General features: G+C 64.6%; 11 protein-coding genes. 6 read left to right on the forward strand and 5 right to left on the reverse strand.

Translation table 11 applies throughout. The features are described from left to right. Positions 1-41: 41 nt before the first annotated feature. Positions 42-1,145, forward strand: coding sequence for a phosphoribosylformylglycinamidine cyclo-ligase (purM, locus tag E0504_RS09675; protein WP_131623447.1), 1,104 nt, complete (start codon positions 42-44; stop codon positions 1,143-1,145). Continuing rightward, on the forward strand, positions 1,114-2,091 hold the full coding sequence (purN, locus tag E0504_RS09680; RefSeq protein ID WP_207912426.1) for a phosphoribosylglycinamide formyltransferase: 978 nt from the start codon (positions 1,114-1,116) through the stop codon (positions 2,089-2,091). The genes purM and purN overlap by 32 nt, the downstream gene beginning before the upstream one ends. Positions 2,092-2,133: 42 nt before the next feature. Here purN and E0504_RS09685 read toward each other — a convergent pair whose 3' ends face one another. The 4 genes from E0504_RS09685 to E0504_RS09700 all read right to left on the reverse strand — a co-directional run bounded on the left by E0504_RS09685 (position 2,134) and on the right by E0504_RS09700 (position 5,098). Beyond that, the gene (locus E0504_RS09685; RefSeq protein ID WP_131623449.1) at positions 2,134-2,574 is read right to left on the reverse strand and encodes a nuclear transport factor 2 family protein; all 441 of its coding nucleotides are present in this window, start codon (positions 2,572-2,574) and stop codon (positions 2,134-2,136) included. 87 nt (positions 2,575-2,661) lie between these two features. Beyond that, on the reverse strand, positions 2,662-3,084 hold the full coding sequence (ndk, locus tag E0504_RS09690) for a nucleoside-diphosphate kinase (protein ID WP_131623451.1): 423 nt from the start codon (positions 3,082-3,084) through the stop codon (positions 2,662-2,664). A gap of 80 nt (positions 3,085-3,164) precedes the next feature. Next, positions 3,165-3,602, reverse strand: coding sequence for a DNA polymerase III subunit chi (locus E0504_RS09695; protein WP_131623453.1), 438 nt, complete (start codon positions 3,600-3,602; stop codon positions 3,165-3,167). Positions 3,603-3,643: 41 nt separating this feature from the next. Continuing rightward, positions 3,644-5,098 (reverse strand): leucyl aminopeptidase, encoded by a 1,455-nt coding sequence (locus E0504_RS09700; protein WP_131623455.1) that lies wholly within the window; start codon positions 5,096-5,098, stop codon positions 3,644-3,646. Positions 5,099-5,200: 102 nt separating this feature from the next. On the opposite strand from E0504_RS09700, the gene E0504_RS09705 reads away from it, so the two are divergent. The 4 genes from E0504_RS09705 (at position 5,201) to rsmA (ending at position 10,871) form a co-directional block, all read left to right on the forward strand. Then, a complete protein-coding gene (locus E0504_RS09705; protein ID WP_131623934.1) occupies positions 5,201-7,543 on the forward strand; it encodes an LPS-assembly protein LptD in 2,343 nt (780 codons plus the stop codon). Positions 7,544-7,679: 136 nt separating this feature from the next. Then, positions 7,680-9,032, forward strand: coding sequence for a peptidylprolyl isomerase (locus E0504_RS09710; RefSeq protein ID WP_207912428.1), 1,353 nt, complete (start codon positions 7,680-7,682; stop codon positions 9,030-9,032). Between the two features lie 47 nt (positions 9,033-9,079). Continuing rightward, positions 9,080-10,042 carry a 4-hydroxythreonine-4-phosphate dehydrogenase PdxA gene (gene pdxA, locus E0504_RS09715; RefSeq protein WP_243657469.1) on the forward strand — a complete coding sequence of 321 codons (963 nt, stop codon included), beginning with the start codon at positions 9,080-9,082 and terminating at the stop codon, positions 10,040-10,042. Next, positions 10,035-10,871 carry a 16S rRNA (adenine(1518)-N(6)/adenine(1519)-N(6))-dimethyltransferase RsmA gene (rsmA, locus tag E0504_RS09720; RefSeq protein ID WP_131623461.1) on the forward strand — a complete coding sequence of 279 codons (837 nt, stop codon included), beginning with the start codon at positions 10,035-10,037 and terminating at the stop codon, positions 10,869-10,871. Before pdxA ends, rsmA begins: the two co-directional genes overlap by 8 nt. A gap of 24 nt (positions 10,872-10,895) precedes the next feature. Here the strand turns inward: rsmA and E0504_RS09725 are convergent, their stop codons facing one another. Then, entirely contained in the window at positions 10,896-12,977 is a 2,082-nt protein-coding gene (locus E0504_RS09725; protein WP_243657470.1) for a malate synthase G, read from the reverse strand. Between the last annotated feature and the right edge of the window lie 79 nt (positions 12,978-13,056).

A 13,056-nucleotide genomic window follows, 5' to 3' on the forward strand; every position in this document is an offset into this window, starting at 1 on the left:
GCCCCATGGAAATCCAAGTGCGAAAGCGTTACGCGCCGCGCATGGATGACCAGCGCCGCAACAGCCCCTACACTTATGCCGACGCGGGGGTGTCCATCGACGCCGGCAATGCGCTGGTTCGGGCGATCGCTCCACTGGCGAAGGCAACCGCGCGTCCCGGTGCGACAAGCGAACTCGGCGGGTTCGGCGGGTTCTTCGATCCCCGGGCCGCAGGGTACAGCGACCCGCTTCTAGTGGCGGCGAACGATGGCGTAGGCACGAAGCTCAAGCTCGCGATCGAACATGACCGTCACGATTCGGTCGGGATCGATCTGGTCGCGATGTGCGTCAACGATCTGATCGTCCAGGGAGCCGAACCGCTTTTCTTTCTCGACTACTTCGCGACCGGCAAGCTCGACAACGGCATCGCGGAGCGGGTGATCGCCGGCATCGCCGATGGATGCAAGCAGGCGGGTTGCGCGCTGATCGGCGGCGAAACGGCCGAAATGCCGGGAATGTATGCGGCTGGCGATTACGACCTGGCAGGCTTTTGCGTCGGGGCGGTGGAACGCGGCGAGCAGTTGACCGGCGATCGCGTGGCTCCCGGCCATGTGCTGCTCGGACTGGCCAGCAGCGGGGTGCATTCCAACGGCTTCTCGCTGGTTCGCCGGCTCGCGGCGGACAAGGACTGGCGGCTCGACCGCCCTGCCCTGTTCGATCCAGAAACCCGGATGATCGATGCGCTGATCGCTCCGACCCGCATTTACGTGCAAGCGCTGTTGCCGCTGATCCGTGGGGGGAAAATTGATGCTCTGGCGCATATCACCGGCGGCGGTTTGCTTGAGAATATCCCCCGGGTGCTGCCGGACGGCGCGCATGCGATGATCGACGGCGATGCCTGGGAGCAGCCGCGCCTGATGGCGTTCCTGCAGGCGCAAGGCGGGATCGAACCGGCGGAAATGGCGCGAACCTTCAACTGCGGCATTGGCATGGTTCTGGCGGTGGCGCCGGACTCTGCCCGCGAAGTGGCGGCGCAGCTGGAGGCGCGAGGGGAAACCGTGAGCCGGATCGGCGAAGTGATCGAGGGTCCGCGCGGCTGCACCGTCCGCGGAAGCGCCGGGACGTGGAGCGCCCGTGAAGCTTGGGAAGCGCGCCACGTTGGGTAAGCCTGCCAAGGTTGCCGTGCTGATCTCGGGCAAGGGCACGAACATGGCCGCGTTGCTTTACGCAAGCCGCGTTCCCGAGGCGCCTTATGCGATCGTGCTGGTGGCGAGCAACGACCCTCACGCCCCAGGCTTGGCCGTTGCCGAAGGCGAAGGCATCCCGACCTTCGCGCTCAGTCACACAGGTATGAGCAGGTCCGATCATGACGCAGCAATGGACGCGGCGATCCGCGCAAGCGGAGCGGAATACGTTGCGCTTGCCGGTTATATGCGAGTGTTGGGCAGCCAGTTCGTATCCGACTGGAGCGGACGGCTAACTAACGTGCACCCGTCGCTTTTGCCAAAATATCCCGGGCTGCATACGCACCGCGCGGCGCTGGCGGCCGGCGACGCCAAGGCGGGCTGCTCGGTCCACCTGGTTACCGACGAACTCGACGCGGGCGAGGTGCTCGGTCAAACGGAAGTAGCGGTGCTGGCAGGCGATACAGAGGAAACCTTGGCCGCGCGCGTCTTGATCGCCGAACACCAACTCTACCCGCGCGTGCTGTCGGAACTCGTCTCGCGCCCCTACCATGCCGACTGGCTGGTGGATCAGGTTCGCCAGCTTGCCCTCGCGCAGCCGCAAGCTGAAGAAACCGTTAGCCACGGCATGCCGTGCTTCGGCATCATCAAGGGCAAGAAGTTCGCCTGGGTTTCAGTCGATCACCACAGCGACGGCAAGATCGCTCTCCTTGCCCGCATCAGCGGCGTGGACGAGCAGGCGCAGCTGATCGAAGTGGACCCGCAGCGATACTACCGTCCGCCATATTTCGGCGCGGGATGGATCGGCATCCGCCTCGATCTCGGCGATACAGACTGGAACGCCATCCGCGACTGGCTGTCGCGTAGCTGGCGGAGCGTCGCGCCCCGCAAGCTGACTGGCCTGATCGACGCCGCCGAGCAATTCTAAGTTCGCCGGAGCTGTTTAATGGTCCGGCGGGTCCAGGCGATGCTACGGTGCGCTTGGCGCTTCGGCCGCGCGATCCGACATGTCGATCGTCGCCTCGGGCGAATATGTGCGGGTGAACCGCGGCGGGTGCCCCTCCGCCCAGGCCTGCCATTCGGCAATCAAGCCGTCCTCGCACCGCGCGCGCCAGACCGCCCGACGGCGCCCGACATCCGGATTGGCGCTGTTGATCCAACCGCGCATGAGTACGAAGGGCTCACTGTAGCTTACGGTCTCGACTTCCATCCGGAAATCGGGATCGCTTGCGAAAAGCAGTCGAGCACCTTCGATCACTCGATCCCGGCCGGTTACGCCTTCCCGCCAGCTGTCGATGTAGGTAAAATCGGGCGTGACGAGGTCCCTGAGCGCGTCGGCATTACGCGCATTCACCGCCGTCACGAACCGTGCGGCAATCGCTTTGCACTTCCGGCCCGATCCCCATAGCATGCGGTAAGGGTAGCATATCGGTGCTGACCGACGCTACCCCATTCGCCCGCAGTGGGGGACCGACGCGCCGGATTGGGCGCGTGGCTGTCAGCCGACGATTTCTTCCGGCTTGAAGAAGTAATCGATCTCGATCTTGGCGTTTTCTTCCGAGTCGGAACCGTGAACCGAATTGGCCTCGATGCCTTCGGCGTGGGTCTTGCGAATGGTCCCTTCCTCAGCATCGGCGGGGTTGGTGGCGCCCATGACGTCGCGATTGCGCTTCACGGCGTCCTCGCCTTCCAGCACCTGGACGACGACCGGACCGCTGGTCATGAAGTCGCACAGTTCGCCGAAGAAGGGCCGTTCCTTGTGCACTGCGTAGAAGCCTTCGGCCTGCTCGCGAGTCATCTGGATGCGCTTGGAAGCGACGACCCGAAGTCCGGCGTCTTCCAGCATCTTGGTGACCGCGCCGGTCAGGTTGCGGCGAGTGGCATCGGGCTTGATGATCGAGAAGGTGCGGGTGACCGCCATGAAATGTTCCTTGTTGGTAAGATCGCGCTGATCGGAGAATTGCGCGCGCCCCTAGCGAGGCAGCCTATCGTGCGCAAGGCTCAGAGCCGCTTGGTCCACTTGCCATCGTCCTGCGCGAAATAGCCCCGGGTCACGTCCTCTCGCCCGTCGTACTGGCGCCAGACGGCACGGGCCGGCTGGACCTGGGCCTCGCTGAACAGCAGGATCACGCGGTCTAGACCAGCAGGCGGGTCCCGCCACTTGCCGTCCGCCAGTACCGCGACCTTTGCGCCGTTGATCGCCCTGCACTCGCCGGACAACAACACCGGCTGCCGCTCCGCATGCGCGGCGGCAGCGTCACCATTCGCCAGGAAACATTCGGGTCTGGTTTCCCACAAAGCGGCGCTGGTCGACGCCCGCCGCTCGGCGTTTCCATCGACCACCAGCAGCCGCTCGCCACCTGCCAACACCCGATCCGCTATCAGCGTCACGATGCGCTCGACAGATCCTTGGGAGTATTGCCAGAAATCGATCTGCATCGGTGGATTAAACCCTGCATCACTTAGCGGGCGGGGTTCGCTCAAGCTTCCAGAACGTCGCGTACGTAGCGATCGATCAGGCGAACTCCATATCCCGTTGCGCCCTTGCCCCAAGTGGCGCCGGGCTTAGCTGCCCAGACCATGCCAGCAATGTCGCAGTGCGCCCAGGGACGCCCCTTGTCGATGAAGCGCTGGAGGAACTGGGCAGCGGTGATCGAGCCGGCTTCACGGGGCCCGATGTTCTGCATGTCGGCAATCGGTGAATCGATCAGCTTGTCGTACGCGGCGCCCAGCGGCATGCGCCACAGCTTGTCCCCGCTGGCGCGCCCGGCGGCGAACAGCGCGTCGGCCAGCGTGTCATCGTTCGAGAACATGCCGCCTTGTTCAAAGCCGAGGCTGATCAGCATCGCCCCGGTCAAGGTCGCGAGATCGATGATCGCCACCGGATCATGTTCCTTCTGAACCCAGGTCAGCGCGTCGCACAGCACCAGCCGCCCCTCGGCATCGGTGTTGAGCACTTCCACGGTCTGCCCGCTCATGGTGGTGAGCACGTCGCCCGGTCGCATCGCCTTGCCGTCCGGCATGTTCTCGACCAAGCCCATCACGCCGACCACGTTGGCCTTCGCCTTGCGCCGCGCGAGTGCAAGCATGGCCCCTGCGACCGCGCCGGCGCCGCCCATGTCCCATTTCATGTCGCCCATGCCCGGGCCCGGCTTGATGCTGATGCCGCCGGTATCGAAGGTGACGCCCTTGCCGACGAACGCCATCGGCCGTCCGGCCTGTTCGCCGCCGTTCCACTTCACCGCCAGCAGGCGCGAAGGTTGTTCGGACCCCTGCCCGACACCCAGCAGCGCGCCCATGCCAAGCTCGGTCATCTCTTCGACCCCGAGGACGGTGATTTCCAGCCCAGTGCCCTGGTACCGCTCGCGGCAACGCTGCACGAAGCTTTCGGGATAGATCACATTCGCTGGCTCGGTCACCAGTTCGCGGGTGAATTCGATTCCCTCAGCAACCGCGCTGGCTTCGGTCCAGGCATCCTGCGCGCCCTCGCCCGCGCCGATCACGGAAGCGTTGGCAAGGGTGACCTTCTGGTCGTCCTTGATAGTCGTGCGATAGCGATCGTAGCGCCAAGTGCGAAGACGCAGGCCGGTCAACACTGCCGCTACTTCGTCCACCGACAGCGTACCCGCTTCAATCGCGATGGTGTCCGCTCCGGACGTGGCATATCGGGCCGCGAGGGCAGCACCGGCTTGTTCCAGATTGGCGCCGCGTCCCTCGTCGCCGGTCTCTCCGGAACCGACCAGGGCAATCCGAACCACCTCGCCATTCCGTTCAGCGAATCCGTCGAACACCTGTCCGGTCTTGCCCTTGAACCTTGCGGCTTTGGCCCCGTGGACCAGCGTGGACTCAAGACCTTCGGGCAGAGAGCCTTCCGTGACGATATGCGCCACGATCTGGGTGCTGGCGGGAATAGCGGAAGCGAATGCGACGTTCATGTGATCTCCGGCAAGCCTTGCTGCGACCGGCGGCCGCTTTTGCAACTGCAGCCGGCGGCGTTGGCGATTGCGATTAGGCGGCAGTGCTGCGATAGGCAAGCGATGCTCCCCGCTTCGACCGGATCGCAGCAAGCTTCTTCACGCCGCTTGTCCCTCCGGATGCGCCCGGGGGTTGCCAGCGCATTGATGCTCTGCACTGCTCTCGCCGCTGCGCCGGTTGCGGCGCAGGACGGTGCCGCTCAGGGCATGGGCACGATCGAGCAGCCGCAGGGCGAACCGCCAGCGCTGTCGACCCCCGTGCCGCCGATCGATTCTGCGACTCTCCCGCCGGCACCGACGAACGAACGCCAGATCAATTTCGAGGCGAATTCGGTCGCTTACGACAACAATGCCAACACCGTGACAGCGTCGGGAGACGTCGTCCTGCGCAGCGCGGACAAGTCGGTTCGCGCGGACGCGGTGACCTGGAACCGGGTCACGGGCGAGATCGTGGGAACTGGCAACGTCCGGTTTGTCGATCAGGACGGCAATCAACTCTACACCAGCCGCATCGAGCTGACCGACGAGTTCGAGGCCGGAGCGATGGAGGATCTTCTCCTCGCACTTCGCGAAGGCGGGCGTCTTGCCGCGGCCGAGGGTTCGCGTCAGGCGGACGGTACCATCGAACTGAACCGGGCCGCCTATACCGGGTGCGAGGTTGTCAGCTCTACAGGTTGCCCGCGCGAGCCGAGCTGGCGGATCACGGCCGATCGTGTGGTCTATTCACCGACCGACAACCGGGTCCGGTTCAACAATGCCTATCTGGAGCTGTTTGGCGCCCGGCTGATCCCGCTGCCCGGCCTGTCGATCCGCACCGATGGCGGACCGGCCTCAGGGTTTCTGGTCCCTGAGCTCCAGTTCTCCCGCAACAACGGCTTTGAACTGAGCGGCAGCTACTACCTCAACCTGGCCGCGAACAAGGATCTGACGCTCAGCGCCTATGCCTTTACCGATGCGCCTCCAATGGTGAGCGGGCAGTGGCGGCACCTCACCGATATCGGTGCCTATCAGGTGACCGGGTATGGCACGGTCAGCCGGCGCCTCGATCTGGCGGGCCTGCGCACGCCCGAGAGCGAGTTTCGCGGATACCTTTTCACCAACGGACGATTTCAGTTCGATCCGAACTGGAGCCTGAATTTCTCGCTCCGCCGGACGACCGATCGCACCTTCCTGCGTCGCTATGACATCAGTCGCGACGACCGACTGCGGTCGATGTTCGAGATCGAGCGGATCGACGCCGATTCCTACCTCGCCATCTCGGGTTACGCGACCCAGACGCTGCGAGTGAATGGCGATCAGGGCCAGACGCCGATCGCGCTACCGCTGATCGATTACCGCCGGCGGATCGATGATCCGCTGCTGGGCGGCAAGGTGGAGCTCATGGCCAACACGCTGTCGCTCTATCGTCCCGATGGTCAGGACACCCAGCGCGCGATCGCGGGTGCCCGGTGGGACTTGCGCCGCATCACCGGCTGGGGCCAGGTCGTGACGATGACGGCGCTGCTGCGGGGCGACGTCTATCATTCGGACGAGAACGGTCTGACGGCGACCGCGGTGTACCGCGGCAATCCCGGCTGGGAAGCGCGCGCCGTCGGACTGGTGGCTGCCGATATCGAATGGCCTCTAGTCGGACCGCTGTTCGGCGGCACTCAGGTGCTGACACCGCGTGTGCAGGTGGTTCTCAGCCCGTCGATCAAGAACCTGGCGATCCCCAACGAGGATTCGCGGGCGATCGATCTGGAGGATTCCAATCTGTTCGCGCTCAACCGCTTTCCCGGATATGACCGGGTGGAAGACCGGCCGCGCGTGACCTACGGCATCGATTGGCAGCTCACCCGCCCGAACTGGCGCATCGACAGCACCATCGGGCAGTCGTTCCGACTCAACAATCGCGCGACGTTGTTGCCGAACGGAACCGGTCTGTCGGAACGAGTATCCGATTTCGTAGGCCGAACCGACGTGCGGTACCGGGATTTCGTCAAGCTGACTCACCGCTTCAGGTTGGACAAGGACAGCCTCGCGGTCCGTCGCAACGAGATCGACGCCACGATCGGATCGAGCCGCACGTATGCCGAGGTCGGCTATCTGCGGCTCGACCGCGATATCGCGCCGACGATCGAGGATCTGCGCGACCGTGAGGAGCTGCGGTTCGCGGGGCGGGTCGCCTTTGCACAATATTGGTCGGTGTTCGGCGCCGGGGTGTTCAACCTGACGGACCGCGAGGAAGACCCGACCTTCACGTCAGACGGTTTCGATCCCATCCGCACCCGTCTCGGCGTCGCATATCAAGACGATTGCCTGGAGTTCGGCGTGACCTGGCGGCGCGACTATCTTGACCAGGGCGATGCGCGCAAAGGCAATACCTTCCAGCTCTATTTCGCTCTGCGCAACCTTGGCTTCCGCTAGGCCGCGCTAGCCCGTTGGCAGTTCGCCACAAACGCGCTATCCGCCGCCCGCACTCAGGTTGGGTTAAGCCGTTTCGCGGCACTCGGCTGCTGACTAGAGGGGGCGCGCGATGCACCCTGCCAAAACGGATGAACGCGTGATCCACCAGACGGTATCTCGACTGCTTTGCGGCCTCGCCGCGGTTTCGCTTGTAAGCTCGCCGATTGCCGTATCCGCGCAAGAGGCCAACGCGCCGCTTGCAAGCGGAATGGGGCTCGACATCCCGGCCAACGTGCAGATCCTTGGCAAGGGCGATCCCAACGTCCGGCGGCCTACTGCGGTGGTGAACGGACAGATCATCACCGGCACCGACGTCGAGCAGCGGGTCGCATTGCTGGTTGCCGCGTCCAAGGGAGAGATCCCGCCCGAAGAGCTGCAGCGCCTCCGCTCCCAAGTGCTTCGCAACCTGATCGACGAGACGCTCCAGATTCAGGCTGCGAGAGCGCAGGAGATCGAGATCAGCGCGGCTGAAGTCGACCAGGTGTACGCGCGCGTGGCGGCCCAGAACTTTGGGCAAAACGTCGAGGCGATGGATGCCTATCTGGCAAAGATCGGCTCGTCACCCGCTTCGCTCAAGCGTCAGATCCTCGGCGAGTCCGCGTGGCAGCGACTGCTGCGGCGGAACATCGCGCCGTTCGTGAACGTGTCGGCCGAAGAGGTGAACGAGATGCTCACGCGGCTCGAGGCAAGCCGCGGGACCGAAGAGTATCGCCTGGGCGAAATCTGGCTGGCCGCGACGCCGGAGACCCGGGACCAGGTTCTCGCCAATATGGACAAGATCATCGAGCAGCTGAGGCAAGGCGGAAGCTTCCAGGGATACGCACGCCAGTTCTCTGAATCGTCGACTGCCGCAGCCGGCGGTGACCTAGGCTTCGTGCGGCTCGAACGCCTGCCGAGCGAACTGGCGGTTGCTGCGCGCGCCATGCAGCCGGGACAGTTGGTTGGTCCGATTGAGAACTCGGGCGGTTTCTCGATCCTTGCGTTGATCGACAAGAAGGCGATCCTGACTTCCGACGCGCGAGATGCGGTGTTGAGCCTCAAGCAAATCTCGCTCGCGTTCCCCGCCGGCATCACTGAACCAGACGCGCGTGCGCGGCTCGAAAGCTTCAACAAGGCGGTTCAGGCGATGAAGGGCTGCGGCGATGCGGATAGCGGGGCGGCTGCCATCGGCGCTACGGTTACTTCGAATGACGGGATCGTCCTGCGTTCGCTGCCGGAGCAATTGCAGCCTCTTCTCGCGGACCTGCAGATCGGTCAGACGACCCCCCCGTTCGGATCCGCGCAAGATGGCGTCAGCGTTTTGATGCTGTGCGGCCGCGATGATCCGCAGGATGCCGGGGCACCAAGCTTCGAAGACCTGATGGCCCAGCTTGAGGACGATCGCATCAACAAGCGCGCCCAACGTTACTTGCGCGATCTGCGCAACGACGCGGTGATCGAATACAACTGACGCAGCCATCCAAGCCGCTGATCGTCTCGCTCGGCGATCCGGCGGGCGTGGGTCCCGAACTGATCGCGGCGGCGTGGCTCACGCGGGAGCGCAACGCGCTGCCGCCGTTCGCTGTCGCCGGCGGAGCACGCCTGTTGGCAGCTGCAGCCAAACTGCGCGGTATGTCGCTATCGATCGAACAGGTTGAAACGCTTGAGGACGCGCGCGAGGTATTTAGTCGCTCGCTTCCGGTGCTGGGCGCTCTCGATGGCCCCTACCGCCCCGGCCATCCGGACGAGGACGGCGCCCGGCTGGCTCTCGCGTCGCTCGAACAGGCGACCGCACTGGCGGTTGCCAGTGAGGCTGCTGCTCTGGTGACCGGGCCGGTGGCCAAAGCGCGGCTCGCCGCCGTTGGATTCGGCTTCCCCGGCCAAACCGAATACGTCGCCCACGCGTGCGGGATCGCCGCTCAGGATGCCGTGATGATGCTTGCGGGACCGCAACTCCGGACAGTCCCGCTAACGGTGCACATGGCGCTGACCGATGTGCCACGCGCCATCACCGTAGCGCTCATCCAGCGCCGGGCGCGGGTCGCGCATCGTGCCCTGCAACAGGATTTTGGCATCGCCGCACCGCGGATCGCCGTGGCGGGGCTCAACCCCCACGCAGGCGAGGACGGTCAAATGGGTTCCGAGGAGCAGCAGATTATCGCGCCGGCGATCGCTAGTCTGCGGGCCAGCGGGATCGATGCCACTGGCCCACACCCCGCAGACGCCCTGTTCGCGCCGCATGCCCGTGGGAACTACGACGTGGCGCTGTGCATGTACCATGACCAGGCGCTGATCCCGCTGAAAGCCCTGGATTTCGACGAGGGCGTCAACGTCACCCTCGGCCTGCCGATCATCCGCACCAGTCCGGATCATGGGACCGCCTTCGCTATCGCTGGCACCGGTCGCGCCAGCGCCGGCGCGACGGTCGCCGCGATGCGCATGGCCGCCGGTTGCGCGAGCAGACGGGCGCTGCATGGCTGATCTTCCTCCGCTTCGCGAAGTCATCGCCCGTCATGGCCTGAGCGCGTCGAAGGCGCTGGGACAGAATTTCCTGTTCGACGAGCAACTGCTCAACCGGATCGCTGCCATTCCGGGCAATCTCAGCGGCAAGGCGGTTCTCGAGATCGGCCCCGGACCGGGCGGGCTGACGCGGTCGCTGCTGCGAGCCGGAGCGCGGGTGACCGCGATCGAGATGGACCCCCGCTGCCTGCCCGCGCTAGCGGAGCTGGAAGCCGCGTATCCCGGGCAGTTCCGGGTCATCGAAGGCGACGCGCTCAAGCTGGATCATGATGGCCTGATGGGCGAACCCTTCGCGGTCGTGGCCAACCTGCCGTACAATGTCGGCACGGCGTTGCTGGTGCGCTGGCTTGGTGGTGAGCAGTGGCCGCCGCAGTGGACCAGTTTGACCCTGATGTTCCAGCTCGAAGTCGCGCAACGGATCATCGCTGAGGCTGGCACCGATCCCTATGGCCGCCTGGCCGTTTACACGCAGTGGCGCTCGGCCGCGAAGCTGGCGATGAAGGTTAATCGGAGCGCGTTCACCCCGCCGCCCAAAGTGATGAGCGCGGTCGTTCATATCGAACCTGCGAGAATGCCCGAAGCCGTGCCGGCCCGGCTGCTCGAACGGATAACCGAGGCCGCGTTCGGCCAGCGCCGCAAGATGCTCCGCCAAAGCCTCAAAGGCGTTCCCGGCGCCCTTGATGCTCTCGCGGCGGTCGGGGTCGATCCGCAGCGCCGGGCGGAGACCTTGAGTGTAGCGGAGTACATCGAAATTGCGCGTGCGTTGGCGGCGGGACGCATCGAGGGCTAATAATCGCTGCGCGACTGCCGATCGTCAGCCTTTCGCTTTCCGCCGCCATTCGTGCAGTAATGGTTCGGTATAGCCGCTCGGCTGTTCGACACCCTTGAAGACGAGATCGAGCGCGGCGCGGAAAGCGGGACCGTCCTCATTTTCGGCAAGCGGCACATACGCAGGATCGCCAGCATTCTGCGCGTCCACCTTGGCGGCCATCCGGCGCAGACTGTCCATCACCTGCTCGCGAGTACAAATGCCGTGGAGCAACCAGTTGGCCAAGTGCTGCGAGCTGATGCGCAACGTCGCGCGGTCTTCCATCAAACCCACGTCGTGGACGTCCGGCACTTTCGAGCACCCCACGCCCGCGTCGATCCACCTGACGACATAGCCCAACAGACCTTGCGCGTTGTTGTCGAGCTCTTCCCGTATCTCGTCTTCCGACCAGTTCGTGCCTTGAGCGAGCGGGATCTGCAGTAGCTTGTCGAGACCCGGTGCCTCGCCAAGCTCTTTCTGCCGGGCGAATACGTCAACCTGGTGATAATGCAGCGCGTGCAACGTAGCGGCCGTTGGCGACGGTACCCATGCGGTGTTGGCGCCTGCACGAAGGTGGCCGATCTTCTGTTCCACCATGTCGCGCATCATGTCCGGCGCGGCCCACATGCCCTTGCCGATCTGCGCCTTACCCGACAGGCCATGGCGCAGCCCGATCGCTACATTGCGTGCTTCGTACGCCGCGAGCCACGTGCTGGACTTCATCTCTGCCTTGCGGATCATCGGCCCGGCTTGCATCGAAGTGTGGATCTCGTCCCCGGTTCGGTCGAGGAACCCGGTATTGATGAACACGATACGGTCCTTCACGGCCTGGATGCAGGCGGCGAGATTCGCGCTGGTGCGCCGCTCCTCGTCCATGATCCCGACCTTGACGGTGTGCCTGGGCAGTTGCAGCAAGTCCTCAACCGCATCGAACAAGTCGTTGGTAAACGAGCACTCTTCCGGGCCGTGCTGCTTGGGTTTGACAATATAGATGCTGCCGGCCCGGCTGTTGGTCCATTTGCCCAGCCCACTGATGTCGTGAGCACCGATCGCGCTGGTGAACACGGCATCCATGATCCCCTCGGGTATCTCGGCACCGTCGGTGAGGCGGATGGCCGGGTTGGTCATCAGATGGCCGACATTGCGCACGAAAAGCAGACTGCGGCCCGGGAGCACCCGGTCGCCAACGCGCACATCGTCGGCCAGACGGCGAGTCAGCTGCCGCCCACCCTTGGCGAAACTTTCCTCCAGATCGCCGCGTATCACGCCCAGCCAGTTGCGATACGCGGCGAGCTTGTCTGCGGCATCCACGGCCGCGACCGAATCCTCAAGGTCGACGATTGCCGTGAGCGCGCTTTCCAGCACGACATCCGCAATTCCTGCCGGGTCGTCGCGGCCCACTTCCCCATCGGGATCGAAGACCACTTCGATGTGCAGCCCGTTGTTGACGAACATCCGGCCCCGCGCGGTCTCTCCCACGTACTGCTGTGGATCCGCCAACGTGATATCTTCGGGTGAATGGAGACCGCTCCAGCTCTTGCCTGCGGTCAGCGGCAGCGCCTCGTCGAGAAAGGGGCGCGCCCGCGCGATCACGGCGCTGCCCCGCTGACGGTCGTAGCCGCCCGGGCGTGCCGGAGGCGCATCCAGCGCGTCGGTGCCGTAAAGCGCGTCGTACAGGCTGCCCCAGCGGGCATTGGCGGCATTGAGCAGGAAGCGGGCGTTAAGCACCGGCACCACCAGTTGCGGACCTGCCATCGTCGCGATTTCCGGATCGACGTTTTGAGTGCCGATGACGAATTCGTCAGGCTCCGGAACAAGGTAGCCGATCTCTTCCAGGAAGCGGCAATACCCTTCCGCGTCATGCGGCTGCCCCCGCCGTGTGAGATGCCATTCGTCGATTTGTCGCTGCAACTGCTCCCGCTTATCGAGCAGGGCGCGATTGCGCGGCACGAACCGGTCCAGCAAGTCGGCAAAACCGGTCCAGAACGTGGATGGCGCGAGGCCGAGCGGACCGAGCACCTCCTCATCGACAAAGCTCGCCAGAGCCGCGTCGATCTGCAATCCGGCCTTGTTCTGGAAGTCGCCCACGTCACCCTCACCTGTCAGAAGGACGCACGCAAGAATCGCGTGCGTGCTATTCGTAATCTGTCGTCCGGGGAGGAAGCGA

The sequence above is a fragment of the Parafrankia sp. BMG5.11 genome, assembly GCF_004337455.1.